Annotated in this window: 14 protein-coding genes and 1 rRNA gene; 7 read left to right on the forward strand and 8 right to left on the reverse strand. The window is 59.8% G+C overall.

Annotated features, from left to right (window positions below; all coding sequences use genetic code 11):
• Positions 1 to 2: 2 nt before the first annotated feature.
• The 4 genes from rrf (at position 3) to GIW48_RS00020 (ending at position 3,844) form a co-directional block, all read left to right on the forward strand.
• Positions 3 to 118, forward strand: a 5S ribosomal RNA gene (rrf, locus tag GIW48_RS00005).
• A 160-nt stretch (positions 119 to 278) separates the two neighbouring features.
• A complete protein-coding gene (locus tag GIW48_RS00010) occupies positions 279 to 938 on the forward strand; it encodes a paraquat-inducible protein A (protein ID WP_138453443.1) in 660 nt (219 codons plus the stop codon).
• Positions 925 to 1,548 (forward strand): paraquat-inducible protein A, encoded by a 624-nt coding sequence (locus GIW48_RS00015; RefSeq protein WP_017134539.1) that lies wholly within the window; start codon positions 925 to 927, stop codon positions 1,546 to 1,548. The genes GIW48_RS00010 and GIW48_RS00015 overlap by 14 nt, the downstream gene beginning before the upstream one ends.
• A complete protein-coding gene (locus GIW48_RS00020; protein WP_017134538.1) occupies positions 1,541 to 3,844 on the forward strand; it encodes a PqiB family protein in 2,304 nt (767 codons plus the stop codon). Before GIW48_RS00015 ends, GIW48_RS00020 begins: the two co-directional genes overlap by 8 nt.
• Before the next feature lie 171 nt (positions 3,845 to 4,015).
• On the opposite strand, the gene mksF is transcribed toward GIW48_RS00020, so the two are convergent.
• Genes mksF through mksB form a run of 3 tightly spaced genes read right to left on the reverse strand, consistent with a single transcriptional unit; the run spans position 4,016 to position 8,827 of the window.
• Positions 4,016 to 6,856, reverse strand: coding sequence for an Mks condensin complex protein MksF (gene mksF, locus GIW48_RS00025; RefSeq protein ID WP_017134537.1), 2,841 nt, complete (start codon positions 6,854 to 6,856; stop codon positions 4,016 to 4,018).
• Positions 6,853 to 7,560, reverse strand: coding sequence for an Mks condensin complex protein MksE (gene mksE, locus GIW48_RS00030; protein ID WP_017134536.1), 708 nt, complete (start codon positions 7,558 to 7,560; stop codon positions 6,853 to 6,855). Before mksE ends, mksF begins: the two co-directional genes overlap by 4 nt.
• Positions 7,550 to 8,827 (reverse strand): Mks condensin complex protein MksB, encoded by a 1,278-nt coding sequence (gene mksB / locus GIW48_RS00035; RefSeq protein ID WP_017134535.1) that lies wholly within the window; start codon positions 8,825 to 8,827, stop codon positions 7,550 to 7,552. The genes mksE and mksB overlap by 11 nt, the downstream gene beginning before the upstream one ends.
• Before the next feature lie 187 nt (positions 8,828 to 9,014).
• Between mksB and GIW48_RS00040 the strand changes: the two genes are divergently transcribed.
• Positions 9,015 to 9,758 carry a hypothetical protein gene (locus GIW48_RS00040; RefSeq protein ID WP_026013484.1) on the forward strand — a complete coding sequence of 248 codons (744 nt, stop codon included), beginning with the start codon at positions 9,015 to 9,017 and terminating at the stop codon, positions 9,756 to 9,758.
• The gene (rimI, locus tag GIW48_RS00045; protein WP_005784514.1) at positions 9,751 to 10,203 is read left to right on the forward strand and encodes a ribosomal protein S18-alanine N-acetyltransferase; all 453 of its coding nucleotides are present in this window, start codon (positions 9,751 to 9,753) and stop codon (positions 10,201 to 10,203) included. The genes GIW48_RS00040 and rimI overlap by 8 nt, the downstream gene beginning before the upstream one ends.
• A gap of 149 nt (positions 10,204 to 10,352) precedes the next feature.
• Here the strand turns inward: rimI and GIW48_RS00050 are convergent, their stop codons facing one another.
• Entirely contained in the window at positions 10,353 to 10,757 is a 405-nt protein-coding gene (locus GIW48_RS00050) for a hypothetical protein (protein ID WP_017134533.1), read from the reverse strand.
• Between the two features lie 139 nt (positions 10,758 to 10,896).
• On the opposite strand from GIW48_RS00050, the gene can reads away from it, so the two are divergent.
• A complete protein-coding gene (can, locus tag GIW48_RS00055; RefSeq protein ID WP_099549196.1) occupies positions 10,897 to 11,541 on the forward strand; it encodes a carbonate dehydratase in 645 nt (214 codons plus the stop codon).
• On the opposite strand, the gene GIW48_RS00060 is transcribed toward can, so the two are convergent.
• From GIW48_RS00060 to GIW48_RS00075, 4 genes are all read right to left on the reverse strand, one after another.
• Positions 11,538 to 12,062: an SET domain-containing protein-lysine N-methyltransferase gene (locus GIW48_RS00060; protein ID WP_017134531.1), complete on the reverse strand. Its 525-nt coding sequence runs from the start codon at positions 12,060 to 12,062 to the stop codon at positions 11,538 to 11,540. The two genes, can and GIW48_RS00060, sit on opposite strands and share 4 nt — an antisense overlap.
• Before the next feature lie 146 nt (positions 12,063 to 12,208).
• Positions 12,209 to 13,378 carry a hypothetical protein gene (locus GIW48_RS00065; protein WP_176992563.1) on the reverse strand — a complete coding sequence of 390 codons (1,170 nt, stop codon included), beginning with the start codon at positions 13,376 to 13,378 and terminating at the stop codon, positions 12,209 to 12,211.
• Positions 13,379 to 13,500: 122 nt separating this feature from the next.
• A complete protein-coding gene (gene acpA, locus GIW48_RS00070; protein ID WP_099549199.1) occupies positions 13,501 to 15,201 on the reverse strand; it encodes an acid phosphatase in 1,701 nt (566 codons plus the stop codon).
• Between the two features lie 101 nt (positions 15,202 to 15,302).
• Positions 15,303 to 15,623, reverse strand: a complete 321-nt coding sequence (locus GIW48_RS00075; protein ID WP_017134528.1) for a hypothetical protein — start codon at positions 15,621 to 15,623, stop codon at positions 15,303 to 15,305.
• Positions 15,624 to 15,809 lie beyond the last annotated feature (186 nt).

Genomic DNA, 15,809 nt, shown 5'->3' on the forward strand with positions numbered 1-15,809 from the left:
TTCTTGACGACCATAGAGCATTGGAACCACCTGATCCCATCCCGAACTCAGTAGTGAAACGATGCATCGCCGATGGTAGTGTGGGGTTTCCCCATGTGAGAGTAGGTCATCGTCAAGATTAAATTCCGAAACCCCTGATTGCTAACGCAATCAGGGGTTTTGTTTTGGGCGGTCGAAAACCCAAACCGGTCCAAAGCTGCCGACAAATTTGCACAGTTATTTCTGAACCAGACCATTAGAATAGGCACCTAACCTTTTTTAGAGTTCGAGCCCTATCTATGCCCGATCCGGTTGATACCGTCGAGGTGTCGCAGTTACCACTTGAGGATCTGGTGGCATGCCATGAGTGCGACTTGCTGATGCGCAAACCCGCACTCGCCCTCGGTGAAAAAGCCCAATGCCCACGTTGCGGTTACGAGCTTTACGCTCACCGCCACAACGTGGTTGAGCGAAGCCTCGCTTTGGTGCTGGCTGCACTGTTGCTGTACATCCCCGCGAACTTTTTACCCATCATGCAGCTCAATCTTCTCGGGCAGTCTTCGCAGGACACCGTATGGAGCGGCGTGGTAGGTCTGTTCGATACCGGCATGCAAGGTGTCGCAGCCGTGGTGTTCCTGTGCAGCATGGGCATTCCCCTGCTCAAGCTGCTCTGCCAATTGGCGGTGTTGGTCAGTATCCGTTGGAACATCGGCCGCAGTTATGGGCTGTTGCTTTACCGCATTTACCATCACCTGAAGGATTGGGGAATGTTGGAGGTTTACCTGATGGGCGTGCTGGTCGCGATCGTCAAGCTCGCGGACATGGCCTCCATCACCATTGGCCTGGGGCTTGTCTGCTTCGTCAGCCTATTAGTGGTTCAAGTACTGCTGGAGGTGGTGATGTCGCCCCACCAGATCTGGCAAGCGCTTTCAGGAGAGGATGATCATGCGGGCGATTGATGCGGGCATTCTGATTTGTACCGAATGCCACGAGCTGAACAAGCAAGAGGCGGATACCGATGAGCAGCTGTGCACCCGTTGCGGTGCGCTGATCCATGCGCGTCGCCCCAACAGCCTTGTGCGTACCTGGGCGTTGCTGATCACTGCAGCGATCCTGTATATCCCGGCCAATCTTTTGCCAATCATGACCATCAACTCTCTCGGCCAGGGTGATCCCAGTACGATCATGGCGGGCGTGATTCAGCTGGTGCAGCACGGAATGTTCCCCATCGCTGCGGTGGTGTTTATCGCCAGTATTCTGGTGCCGACGTTCAAGCTGGTGGGCATTGGCTTATTGCTGTTCTCGGTGCAACGTCACCAACCGTTGTCCGCACAACAACGCATTATCATGTACCGCTTTATCGAATTCATTGGCCGCTGGTCCATGCTGGATATCTTCGTGATCGCCATCCTGGTGGCGGTTGTTAACTTTGGGCGACTTGCCAGTGTCGAGGCCAACCTTGGTGCTGCAGCGTTCGCCAGTGTGGTGATCTTGACGATGCTTGCCGCAGTAACTTTTGATCCCCGACTGATTTGGGATAACACGGAGTCGGACGACGACCATGAGTGATTTGCCTAAAGCTAAAACCCGCCCGGCCTCTAACTGGTCGGCCATTTGGGTGCTTCCCCTGATTGCGCTGATCATCGGCGGCTGGCTGGGATGGCGTGCCTATTCCCAACAGGGCATCGAGATCCAGGTGCGCTTTGAAAGTGGCGAGGGCATCCAGGTCAACAAAACCGAAGTGGTCTACAAAGGCATGACGGTGGGCAAGGTCAAAGCCTTGGCCCTGGATGACGAAGGCAGCAATCGCGGGGTGATCGCCACCATCGAGATGAACAAGGACGTCGAGCAATACCTCAAGACCAACACACGCTTCTGGCTGGTAAAGCCCAGCGTCAGCCTCGCCGGTATCACCGGCCTGGAAACCCTGGTCTCGGGTAACTACATTGCCGCCAGCCCTGGCGATGGCGAGCCCACGCGCAAATTCAAGGCGCTCTCCGAAGAGCCGCCGTTATCTGACGCCAAGCCTGGCCTGCACCTGACCCTTAAAGCCGATCGCCTCGGCTCACTGAACCGCGGCAGCCCGGTGTTCTACAAACAGATTCAGGTTGGCCAGGTCAAAAGCTACCTGCTGTCCGAGGACCAGAGCACCGTCGAGATCAAGGTTTATATCGAGCCGACTTACGCCAGCCTGGTGCGCAAACACACGCGTTTCTGGAACGCCAGCGGCATCAGCATCGACGCTAACCTGTCCGGCGTAAAAGTGCGTAGCGAATCGCTGTCCAGCATCGTCGCCGGCGGTATCGCATTCGCCACCCCTGAAAATCGCAAGGACAGCCCGCCGACCGATCCGAGCCTGCCTTTCCGTCTTTATGAGGATTTCGACGCCGCCGCCGCCGGCATCAAGGTCAAGGTAAAGCTCACCGACTTCGAAGGCCTGCAGGCCGGGCGCACCCCGGTCATGTACAAGGGCATCCAGGTCGGCAGCCTGAAAACCCTGAAGATTGACCCGGACCTGTCCAGCGCCCATGCCGAGCTGACCCTCGACCCGCTCGCCGAAGACTACCTGGTGCAAGACACCCAGTTCTGGGTGGTCAAGCCGTCGATCTCCCTGGCCGGCATTACCGGTCTGGAGGCGTTGGTAAAAGGTAACTACATTGCCATCCGCCCCGGCGACAAAGGCAGCGCACCGCAACGTGAGTACGTCGCCCGCGCCAAGGCGCCCCCACTGGATCTGCGCTCCCCCGGCCTGCACATGGTGCTCTTCACCGACAACCTAGGCTCCCTGGATGTGGGCAGCCCGATCCTCTACAAACAGGTCAAGGTCGGTTCGGTGCAGAGCTACCAGTTCTCGCGCAAGAACAAGCAACTGGTGATCGGCGTCCACATCGAGAAGGAATACGAAAACCTGGTCAACGGTTCAACGCGTTTCTGGAACGCCAGCGGCGTCACCTTGACTGGCGGCCTCACCGGCGGCATCCAGGTGAAGAGTGAATCCCTGGCCAGTCTGATGGCTGGCGGTATCGCCTTCGAAACCCCGGAACAGAATGTACCGTTGAAAAAACGTATCCCGCGTTTCCGCCTGTTTGCCGATCGCGACGCGGCCAACCAGCACGGGACCCTGGTGACCATCAAGGTTGATCGCGCCGACGGCCTGCGCCCCGGCACACCCGTACGCTTCAAAGGCCTCGACGTGGGCAAGATCGAGAACGTCGACCTCAGCGCCGACATGCAGTCGGTACTGCTCAGCGCCCGGATCACCCAAGTGGCTGATCGCATCGCGCGCAGCGGCAGCCAGTTCTGGGTGGTCAAGCCTGAGCTGGGCCTGATGAAAACCGCGAACCTGGAGACCCTGGTCACCGGCCAATACATCGAAGTGCAGCCCGCCGTGAAAAACGCCGGGCCGCAAAAGAGCTTCGTCGCGTTGGACAAGCCACCAGAGGCTGTTCACCAGCAAGAAGGCCTGAGCCTGGTCCTCAGCGCCGCACGCCGTGGTTCGTTGAAGGAAGGCGTGCCAGTCACTTACCGTGAAGTCACTGTGGGCAAAGTCACCGGCTACGAATTGGGCCAGACCGCCGACCGGGTGCTGATCCACATTTTGATCGAACCTAAATACGCACCACTGGTGCGCAGTGGCAGCCGCTTCTGGAATAGCAGTGGGTTTGGTTTGGACTTCGGCTTGTTCAAGGGGGCGACGGTGCGCACGGAATCTCTGGAGACGTTGGTGGCCGGTGGTATCGCCTTTGCCACGCCAGATGGCGAGCGGATGGGCAATGCGGCGCGACCGCAGCAGACGTTCCCGTTGTTTGATAAGTTTGAGGATGAGTGGCTGACCTGGGCGCCTAAGATTCCATTGGGCAAATAGGCCGAGGCGCGGCCATCGCGGGCAAGCCCGGCTCCCACATTGGAATGCATACCTCCTGTGGGAGCCGGGCTTGCCCGCGATGAGGCCCTCAACATCACTGCAAAACCCCAGCCCATAAAAAAGGCCGCGATCCATACAGATCGCGGCCTTTTTACATTTCAGCGCAGTGGCTTAAACCTCATCCAACTCCGGCTCATCCGCCTGCACATTCACCGTCGCCTTCACCACATCATGACGACGGATGTACTTCCAATCCGCCTCATCAATGTAGATACCATTCGGCCCGCTGCCGCCTTCCAGGTCGATCGCCACTTGGGCGGACACCTGCGGCTTCACACTGGCCAAAATCGGCACAAAGCCCAGCTGCAAACTGGTTTCCAGCAACGCCGCCTGGTTCTTCTCATCGATGTCCGCTGCCTCATCGAGGTAGTACGGTAAACGCACGCGCCCGGCCTGGTCACGGTCCATCAAGTGCAGCAACAAGTACATGTTGGTCAGCGCCTTGATGGTCATGGTGGTGCCGTTGGACGCCGCGCCGTCGATGTCGGTGTGAATCACCGGCTGGCCATGCACCTTGGTGATTTCAAATGCCAGCTCGAACAAGTCCTTGAGGCCCAACTGGTTATGGTTGGCGGCCACAAGACGGGCCAGGTATTCCTTGGCCTCTTCGTTCTTGTTGTCCTGCTCGGCGCTCTGGCTCAGGTCGAACACCGACAGGGTTTCGCCTTCTTCATACTGACCGGCACTGTGGATGATCTGGTCGATATGCTTGAGGGCTTCCTTGTTCGGCGCCAGCACGATGCGGAAGCTTTGCAGGTTGGACACCTGACGCTTGTTGATCTCGCGGTTGAACAAGGCTAACTGGTGCTCAAGGCTGTCGTAGTCGCTGCGGATATTGCGCAAGGTCCGCGCAATATCGGTGACGGCTGCACGGCGCGCCTTGCCTAGGGTCAGGGCTTCATCGGTGCGGTGCGCATAAGCGTTGATCAGCAATTGCAGACGACGCTCTACGTCATCCTCGCTGTCGAACTTGGCCACGCCCTTGAGGCGCACCTGTGCATACAGCGCCTCAATCTGGCCATCAGCGCGCAGCAAACCTTGCCAGCTGTCCTGATAGTCATTGAGCAATGGCAACAGGTTGTCCATCGAGTCGTCGACCGGGTCCATAAACGGTGTGCCGAACGGCAAGTCGGCCGGCAACAACTGACGGCGGCGCAGGGCGTCATCCAGCGTGCGTTGCTTGGCTTCCATATCGCCGATCTGACGGCCGACCAGTTGCAGCTTGGCCGACAACTGCTGGACACGCTCGGTGAAGGCATCACTGGAGCGCTTCAACTCATCTTGCGCGGCTTCCATCTGCGCCAGGTTTTCGAGCTTCTCGCCTTCTTCCGCGCTCAGGGTTTGCGCGCGACGGAAGTCTTCCAGCGCCTTCTGCGCATCCAGCACTTGCTGGTACAGGGCTTCGGTCTGGGTCTTGCTCGCCGCACGGTCAGAGGCTACGGCCTGCTGCGTCTTGAGCTGCTTGAGTTCTTTTTCCAGGCGCTCTTTCTGGTCGCGCAATGCCGCGCGATCGGCCAGCGCCTGCAATGCCGGTGGTTCGATATTGGAGATGTCGATCGACAGCCCCGGCACTTCAAATTTTTCACCCTTGAAGCCATCAAGGATCTGCTCCAGGGATTTAACCCACTGGCCATCCTCATCCAGCGTGATGCCATGCTCGCCCAGCGGCAAACTGAACAACGAACTGTTGAACAGGCGCATCAGACGCTCGACGTCCTGTTGTGAGAATTCTTCACGCAGTTTGGCGTAACTGTTGTTGTCGGCATGGTCGAGCTGTTGCTTGACCGACTTCAGGCGTTTCTCCAGGTCACGCAAGCGCTCATCCAGGTCCTCAGCGCTGAACTGACGGGATTGCGCCAGGGCGCCCGCCAATTCATCGTGGGCATCCTTGGCCGCCAACAGTTGCTGCTCCAGCACCTTGACGTCATCCACCAGCGCAAAGCGATGCTTAAGCACCGACAGCTCGCCCAACCAACGCTGGATGCCACTGATCTCGCGCTCCAGGCGCATCAGCTCCTGGGTACCGCCACGCTGATCGTTTTGCAGCGCGTCCTGCTCGTTACGGTAGTGCTCGGCCTGGATGGTCAGCTCTTCCTTGCGCGCACTGGCGTAGTCTGACCAGGTGCCGAGCAACGAATCCAGCAAGGGCGACAGGCGATGCAATTTGCCGCGCAATACATCGCGCAAGCGCACGCCATTGGCGAGCGCTTCAACCAACGGCCCGGCAGCCACCAGCGAGTTGTAGTCCTGCTCCATGCGCCTTACATCACGGAAGGCTTCTTCGCACGCAGCGATGTAGTCCACGCTGCCGGAACGCAGGCTGTGTTCGAACGCATCCAGGAACAATTGCTTGAGCTTGGCCGCGGTGATTTCGCGCATGTGCAGCAGGTTGATAAACAGCGCGCGGAAGGTCTTCAGGCTCTGTTCGCTGGTGGAACGCAGCGGAATCAGGGTCAGGTCCAGTGGGATTGACGTGTGGCCACCGACCAGCAAACGGCGCAGTTCATCCGGTTTGAGTTCGTAGGCTTTAAGGCCTTCGCGCTCAAGGTTGGTGAACAGCTCTTTTTGACGCAGGCAGGTGTCGTTCTTCTGGTAGTGGGCCAAGTCCAGCTTGCCGGCATAGGCAAAGAACTGGTGACCGAAACCACCGCCCGGGCCGCGCCCGACCACGCCGATTACGTGCGGGCCGTGGGGCAGCGAGACTTCCACGAGGATGTAGCTGGTGTCGGTGGCAAAGTAGAAGCGCCGCGATTGTTCCAGGGTGTACTTGCCGAAACTCATGTCCGACATACGCGCCAGGATCGGGAACTGCAAGGCGTTGATCGACGCAGATTTACCCAGGTTATTCGCGCCGTACACCGACAACGGTTCCTCCAGCGGGAACAAGCCCAGGCTGTAACCCGCGGTGTTCAATAGGGCGAAGCGGCGGATGCCGTAACGTTCCTTACTCATGCGTCGGTCTCCTGTTCTTCGGCAATGGCGCGGGCCAGGGCGTCTTCTTCGCTTTCTTCTGCGAAGTCGCTGAGGTCCAGCGGGTCATCGGTTTTCAGCAGTTTTTCATCGCTGTCTTCATCGATGATTACCGGCGCCGGCAATGGCAACACACTGTGCACGCTGGCGGCCAGGTCACGGTCCTGCTGCACGGACAGGCACACATCAAGGAAGCGGTGCATCGGCGGCAGGAAGCGATAGATGCCGTTGTCTTCGCTGGCAAAACCCAGTTGGGTCATGCGGCGCATGATCTTTTCTTCGAGCTCTTCCTGGGTCTGCACTTCGGCCTGGATAAACAGGTCGCGGTACTTTTCCAGCAACGACGGCAACTCATCGCGGCCCAGGCTGCCGCCATCGAGCACGGCGACCGGGTCGCGGCCCTGGTCGGCCAGGTGCTCGACGATGATGAAGGTGAACAGCGCCAGACGTTGCGCGGTCTTGTTGACCTGCGCCGCAGCCACGGCAGTGTCCGGCACGAAGTAATAGAAACCGCGTGTGTCACACACCAGCTCAAAGCCCAGGGCCTTGAACAGTGTGCGGTACTGGTCCTGGAAGTTCGACAGTTGTGCGTACAGCTCCGGGTCGCGGCGGCTGACGTGGTAACCCTTGAACAGCTCGCGAAAGATCGGTGCCAGTTGGGACAGTTCGGATAGATCAAGATGCATAAGGCGTGCTCGCAGAATTCTCGGTGGCATCGGTGCCAGCCGGGAGCAGGGCGAATGAGCGCAGGCTGACCTGGTGCTCGTGTGTGTGGTAGTCGCGGCGTTCCAGGCGTTCGCGCTTGAAGCGTTTTTCCCGCGAGAGCCGTGAGAACCAGTACAGCAATTCATCGGTGGCGCCGTCCGGTTCCTGCTCCAGCAGCCAGGTCATCAGGTCCGGCATCGGTAGCGCGTCTTCGCAGCGCTCGAGCATTTCCTTGACCGTGCGCGGCGCACGCTGGGCTTCGCCCTTGTGGGATTTGTGCGCCTTGGGGAAACGCGCCGGTTTCGGCTCGAAATTGGCCAGGGCATACACGTACGCTTCGACCTGGCTGGCACTGCCCAGGAAGGTACTTTGAGGCCGGGTAAACATCGGCATCGCCGCTTGCGGCACCGCGTCCAGGCCTTTACGGCGAATGGCCGACAAGGCCAGCGCCGCGCCACGCGTCACGGCGTTGTGGCGGCGCGCTTCTTCGCGCAGCGGCAGCAGCAGTTCGCGGGCATGGCGCAAGGTGAGCTGGGCGCTGGTTTGCATTTCGAGGATGCGCGCGTGAGTACGCAGCAGCATATCGTCGTCGACCAGATGGCCGAGGCGTTGCTGCTCGGTGAGCATGCGCAGCAGCACATTCTCGACCTTGCGCACGCCTTGCTCGAAGGCGCCGTCGGCGTTCACCAGTTGGATCATGGGTTCGACGTATTCGTCCCAGGTCGCCAGTACCTCGGCGTAACGCTGGCGCAACGGGATTTGCCGGTCGCTGGTCTTGGCGCGGTCGGCCACGGCCGCCAGGGCTTGTTCGTCGTTGGCGAGTTTTTTCAGCACGTCCCGCACACGCATATCCAGCAAGCGCAGTTGGCGGGCCAGGTCGTGGCCATCACGGATGTCAAAGGCGTCCTGGATGTAACCGGCCAGACGCTCAAGGTGGCGCAGGTAGGCTTCGATTTCCAGGCACAGGCCAAGCCGGTGCTCCTTGCGAAGATAGGCGAGGAAGTCGTGGATCTGTGCATTGAGCTCGAAACGGTTCGGGCTCTTGGCGACAGGCACCAGGATATCCAGGCGAATCCACACGTCCAACAGGCTGGTGATGTCCTGTGGCGTGCTGTCCAGTTGTTGGGCCGCCAGTTGTGCGCGCAGCTCGCCCAGGCTCAAGGTGCCTTGGTCGAAGTGTTCGCACAGTGGCTCAAGCAGGGCCCAGTGTTCGGCGAGGGCGCGCAAGACGCGCTTGGGTTCGATCATCGGAATGGCCGGCTGGTTGGCGAATAAAAGTCGCGATTGTACTGCATCAGGCGCGGGATTTATCCACAGCCGGTCAGTGCGCAGTGGGCGATTGTTACCGAACAGCGGTAGAATCCCCGCTCTTTAGTTATCCACAAGTGGCCGAGCTGTGCTTATCGAGTCCCGACGTCGCGCTTACTTGACTGCCATGCAGGTGGTCAACTGGCTGCCCCGCACCGAACTGCCGTTTGCCGCCCCATCGCGGCCCGAGCTGCTGCAGGCGCTTGAGCCTTATGAGGCGTTCGAGGTGTCGGGCGAGGAGGCTGCTGCGCCGGTGGCGGTGGTCAAACCCACGCCAGAGGCTCGCCCCGCTGTCGAACGCGTGAAAGTTGAAGTGCCGCGCCCGTCACCCGTGGCCAAGCCCGTGGCGGCCGAAACGCCAGCGCCGGTGGCCAAGGCAGCAGTGGTGCCACCGCCACGTTTCGCCCTGCAATTACTGCGGGCCGGGCGTTGCCTGCTGTTGGTGGAACTGCCCACCGGCGAACGTTTTCAGACCCGCGACCCGGCCTACATGCTGCTAAAAGACATGCTGCGCGCCGCCGGCCTGCCCGACAGCCCGCAAATCGTCGGCGACCCCGTGCGCTGGCCGCTGCTGGTGCGCGGCAACATGGACCAGGGCCCGGACGCTGCACGGGATTTTGTCCAGGGTTTTGTCTCGGCGCGCCTGGAAGACGAACCCTGCGTGTGCCTGTGGCTGATCGGCCTGCCCGCCGTGCGTTTTGCCGGTGAGGCGAATGCCGAAGCCTGGTATCGCGAGCTGCAGGTCGAAGGCCTGGGCTCGGTATGGGCCTTGCCGGGCCTGGAATTATTAATGGAAGAGCCACAGCGTAAGGCTGATGTCTGGCAAGCCATGCGCCGGCTGATGGCGCGCTGGAAAAGTACCGATGAGTGAAGCTTTATCGTTCCGCCCGATGACCGAGGCGGACCTCGACGCCGTACTGAAGATTGAATACGCGGCGTTCAGCCATCCCTGGACCCGTGGGATTTTTCTTGATGGGCTGGGCAAGTACCAGATCTGGCTGATGTTTGAAGGTGAGCAGCAGGTGGGCCACGGTGTGGTGCAGATCATCCTCGATGAAGCGCACTTGCTGAATATCACCGTCAAACCGGAAAACCAGGGCCGTGGCCTGGGGTTGGCGCTGCTGGAACACCTGATGTCGCGCGCTTATGCCGCCAGTGCGCGGGAGTGCTTCCTGGAAGTGCGCGACAGCAATACTGGCGCGTTTCGCTTGTATGAGCGCTACGGCTTCAACGAAATCGGCCGTCGCCGCGATTACTACCCGGCCGTGGGTGGGCGCGAGGATGCCGTCGTAATGGCTTGTACGCTGGTCGACTAAGGCATAAACCCGATGTGCAAGCCGGCCCCTGTGGGAGCTGGCTTGCCTGCGATAGCATCACCTCGGTCTGGCTGAAACACCGAGGCGCCTGCATCGCGGGCAAGCCCGGCTCCCACAGGGGAAGTATTCACAGGCTCAACTGTGTTGTGTCAGCGGTTACCGTCTATCGGGTCAATATCTGCCAATTCCGCCTCGTCCAGGCCATTGCCACCGCCAATCTCGTCCTCATCCACAATGCTCAGGTCATAATCCGCCGGATTATCCTCACCGGCCTCACGAGCATCCCGGGCGCCATCCTCATGGATCAGCGTTTCCGGGCTCATGTCATCATCCGTGGGCTCATGATCATCGGTCGAAGCCCCGGTCATGCCGGCTTCACGTACCCGTTCGTCGGGCATCAGGTGTTCGCGCTCGCGGCGCGGCAGCTCATCACCGATTTCTGCGGTCGGCTCTTGCTCGTCAAAATCCAGCTCGCGCATCTCGCCCATGCGGTCTTCGTTGTCATCAATCGGTTCGGGTTGGGTAGCGCCGTAGGGACGTCGTGATTCAGTCATGGCCAATCCTCATACTGTGGGGCTTATAGTGTGTGGACAGGCACGGCGCCCCAAAGATTCAAGCTAATTGCGCCCGGGCGTGACCCGGACGAGCGGTTGTCTGTCACAAAGCTGCGCATCATTCCTGAGGCTTTCCCTGATGAACGAACTACAAGACCTGCTTGATAACAACGAACGCTGGGCGGATGCGATCAAACAGGAAGATCCCGAATTCTTCGCCAAGCTCGCCCGCCAGCAAACCCCGGAATACCTGTGGATCGGCTGCTCCGACGCCCGTGTACCGGCCAACGAAATCGTCGGCATGCTGCCCGGCGACCTGTTTGTGCACCGCAACGTGGCCAACGTGGTGCTGCACACCGACCTCAATTGCCTGTCGGTGATCCAGTACGCGGTGGACGTGCTCAAGGTCAAACACATCCTCGTCACCGGCCACTACGGCTGCGGCGGCGTGCGCGCTTCGATGCAGGACCGCCAGTTCGGCCTGATCGACGGCTGGCTGCGCACTATTCGCGACCTTTATTACGAAAACCGCGAGGTGCTGGCCCAACTGTCCACCGAGGAGGAGCGGGTGGACCGCATGTGCGAGCTGAACGTGATTCAGCAAGTCGCCAACGTCGGCCACACCAGCATTGTGCAAAACGCCTGGCACCGCGGGCAGAGCCTGTCGATTCACGGCTGCATCTACGGCATCAAGGATGGCCGCTGGAAGAGCTTGAACACCACCATCAGTGGATTCGAGCAACTGCCGCCGCAATATCGCCTGCGCCCACTGGGCGAAGCCTAAGGCCGTTTGCGCAGGCGCCAGTGGGTCATGAACGCCTGGCCTTCGGCGCTCAATGGCTCCTTGGCGCCGGTGATCCAGCCCCGGCAGTTCAGCTCGCCGCATTGGCAAGCGAACTGCCGGAACAGCGCATCTTCGGTGGTGGCGTAATCCATCGTCAGCAAGGTGCCGGGCGCAATGGGTTGCACGGTCCAGACTTCCAGGTACGTGGCATCGAAAAACACGTTCGGATTGCAGGAGTGCAACATCAGGCGACTGAACCACGGGTCATAGAGGTGGATGCGTGACGAGAGCTGCAAGGTGTGGGCACGTCGTTCGCTCAACGCATAGCCGGACACTCTGGCAATGCGCACGCGGCTGTCAAAGGCGACGCATGCTTTGAGCGCGGCGCCAATGCCATTGGCATCGTGTACGACCTGGAAGTGTTCACTCGAAGGGTAACCCTGTTCAACGAGCACCGTTTTGAAGGGGTAAAGGCAGTCACTCACAGCAGTTTTAGCCTTATCCATGGCTTGAGTTTTCATAACTCTCCTGGGCTAGGCTGCATCGACCTGCGATGGGGTCTGACTTCCAGTCTTGCAGCGGATGGGTGCCGTTCAAGACTCGCTGAAGTTGTAGGCGATTTCTACTGTCAGATCTGACAGTAGAAACCGGTTATATTTTGTACGATTTACAGTGCAGGGGCAGTAACAGCAGGGATTGGGGCGGCGTCTTTCAGCTGTTTCAACTGCGCCTTGATGGGCGGGGTGGCGCATTTGGCGTTGGCTTGCTCCGGGGTCAGGTTGCGCACCGAGGTGTAGAACAGCTCACAGGTCTGCTCCTTGCGCGTGACTTGCCAGGTGTTCATGCACGCCTTGAGCAACACATTTGGGTCACTGGCGGGTTTCTGGCCCATGCCGGCTTGCCAGCAGGCGGCGCTCAAGTCTTGCCCCATCACTTTCAAACCAGCCTCATCGGCTTTTTGTTCATTGCCGTCATAGCTGGCCGGATCCGCCGCATACCAGATGTAGCTCGGGTGGTTGGAGCCCAGTACCGACACGGTTTTACCGGCAACCGGGCTGATCTGCGCCAGCCCCAGCACGGCGACGGTTTGGCCGTACTGTTGTTTGATCCAGTTACGCACCGGTGCGCCGAATGCCACCATCGGCAATGAGCCGTTGGCGTGCAGGCTCAGCTCCTTGACCATGCGCGTCTGGTAGTCGGCAAAGTAGCTGTAGACGTTTTCCAGGTCCTTGCCCGCATTGGACGGCGCGGCGATCGGCGCAATATCGATGATGGTCTGGTAGGCCGGTGTTTCCGTGGCCGGGATGCCATTGTCCGTGAGCAAAGTGGCCCAGCGGTCAGTGGTAGCCGATTCCAGGTAATCCTGGGCCTGGGTCAGCGAGTAGTCGGGCGGGAAGTGCAGCAGTTCGATGCTCTTGCGGTTTTCCAGGGCCATGCCCAGCGGCAGGAACAAGTACCAGTTGTAGGCCCACTTGCCGTCGCTGTTAAGTTTGCTGGCGCCCTGGTAAGCCAGGTCGGCGGTGTTGAGCAGCGTGGTCAGGGGCTGGCCATAGTGCTCGGGCACACCGCTGAAGGTAGCTGAAACCTGGCCGTCGTGGGTTTTCACACTGACCTTGGCACGGCTGTACCCGTCGCGCTGCAAGCTCTGGTTCAAATAGTGCTCGGCGGTCTGCTCCAGCGTCCATGGCCGAAAGCAGATTACGTTGCAGTTATTGGGGAACGCGAACAGTTGGGTGACGCGTTGCGTGCTGCCCAGTGGTACTTCGATGTCGGCCTGTACGACCGCACTGGTCAGCAGTGCGGCCAGGGTGAAGGACAGCCTGATCGGTTTAAACATAGTTGGTTCCTTGTCAGCGAAAGCCCGTCTGCGCGGGGTGAAAGCCCACTTGCACACAGTAGCGGTTGACCAGGAAAACCGCGTGCTAAATCGCCAGGCATGTCGCTATTGGATAAGAAAACCTACCGGTTGAACTGCAAGGCGTTGCTCAAATCGCCCATGGGCTTCTGGCCGCGGGCGATCATCGCGTCATCGCGCTGCTTGAGGCCGTCCAGTGTCTCCAACTGGAACACGCGGGTGATCAAACGCAGGATCGACGCGGTGTCGTAAACCGTATGGTCCACCGTGCCTTTGCGTGCAAACGGCGACACCACCAACGCCGGAACCCGCGTGCCCGGGCCCCAGCGATCGCCTTTGGGCGGTGCCACGTGGTCCCACCAGCCGCCGTTTTCATCGACAGTGACCACCACCACCATGTTTTTCCACTGCGGGCTTTCTTGCAGCACTTTCAAGGCGCGGGCGATATGGCGGTCGCCCGAGGCCACATCGGCGTAGCCGGCGTGCATGTTCAGGTTGCCCTGGGGCTTGTAGAACGTCACGGCGGGCAGCTTGCCGGCCTGGGCATCGGCGAAGAACTTGTTGGTGCCGGAATCATCGCCCAAACCGCCGTCACGCAAGCGTTTGTCGCGCTCAGCACGGTTTTGCGGGCCTTGTTGCTTGAAGTAGTTGAACGGTTGGTGGTGGTACTGGAAGTTCGGAATCTTCGGGATGCCGCCCGAGTCCTTGAACTGGTCCAGCGTCGCCTGCCAGGCCCCGGCGTACCAGGCCCAATCGACGTTCTTTTTCGACAGTTTGTCGCCAATGTGTTCGTGGGTTTGCGGCACCAGCACGTTGGGCAGATCGGGCTTGGAATAGTCCGGGTTTTGCGGGTCGCGGATCCAGGTCGGCCAGTATGGCGGTGCCAGGGTGTTCACGCCGTAACCGTCCGGCGTCAAGGCGCTGGGGCCGAACTGCGGCGGGCCGGTCATGGCGCTGGCCGGGGACTTGTCCAGCGGCTTGAGGCGCGGGTCGGTGGGGTCATCGCTTTGCAGCGTGGCTATTTGCGCCTTGGCCACCGATTGTGCGGCATTCGGATAAAACGGCGCGGTGGCGCTGATCAGGTACTGGTGGTTGAGGAACGAGCCACCGAAAGCGCCCTGGAAGAAGTTGTCGCACAGCACAAACTCCTTGGCCACGTCCCACAAGCGCAGGGAATATCGACTCTGGGCGTAGTACCCCATCACCAAGCCACCGGAATCGGCCCAGGCGACAAAGTTGTCGTTCTTGCCGCCGTTGATCTGCATCTGGTTCTGGTAGAACACATGCCACAAATCACGAGTGACCAGGCTCAAAGGCAGGTCCTCGGCATTCGGGCCTTTGAGGGCGAATGGCGCGTTGGGCAGGTTTTCCTGGAATTGCACTTCGCTGGGGTAAGTCACCCCGTCCACACTTTGCGGGCCGACTTGCAACACGCCGCCCCAGGCCGGTGGCAGGGTGCTAAGCAGGCTGCCATCACGGTCACGTTGCTGCACGTCGGCTGCGGAGAGCGCCGACAGTGGTTTCTCCACGCCAGGGAAGTCTGCGAACAGGTTATTGAAACTGCGGTTCTCGGCGTAGATCACCACCACCGTCTTCACCTGCTCGTGCAAGGCCTTGTCCAGCTCTTGCGGTGTAAGCGGCCGCACCTCTGGCTTGCCCGCTGGCTCGCTGGTATTGCCGCAAGCACTCAAGGTCGCACCAACCCCCAGCACCGCCGCGCCCCCGAGGAAACGCCGACGGCTGGTGTCCACGGGCGGTTGGGTTACGGAATCGGGAGAAGGGCGGTCTTCGTGCTCGTCACTCATTGCTGGGCGTTCCTGCTGGTTGATTGTTGCAAGATATTTCGCAGGACGGTAGCAATGCAATGTGACGGAACGAAGACAGCGGCTTGAATGCTGAAGGGCGATTACAACAAGTGCAGTGCCAGTTGGCTGCCCGCTCGCAAGTACTCCACTTGAGCCGTCAACGCATCCTTGACGATGGCCTCACCCGTGTCGGTCAGCTTGGCTTTTTTTGCATCGATGACCGTGGTTTGCAAAAGCTGCATGGCCACGTCCATCACTTTTTGGAAGGCTGTGACGTTATTGTGCAGGCCAAACTCATTGACGACGGCAGCCATACGCCGATCGGCATCGTCTCGCAGAGCCGTGTACTCGACGAACGACACGTGGTCGTCCTTGTAAATATCATTGATCAACTCTTCCAGTGATTTGGACAGGGGCGTCATCGGATTTTCCTTGGTGTTTGTGGGTGGTAATCCAAGGCAGGTTAATCAAAGGCGCGAGGGAGGGAAGTCAGAGGCTGTCACTGCAATAAGTGGGAAAGCCCGATACATCTGGCCAGGGAATTAGCAATGCAATGTGACGCAATGACGAGGTTGATGTAAGAAATCGGGCATGTATACACACACCCT

It is taken from the genome of Pseudomonas sp. PA-6-3C, assembly GCF_021605825.1.
GTDB classification, from domain to species: Bacteria; Pseudomonadota; Gammaproteobacteria; order Pseudomonadales; family Pseudomonadaceae; genus Aquipseudomonas; species Aquipseudomonas edaphica.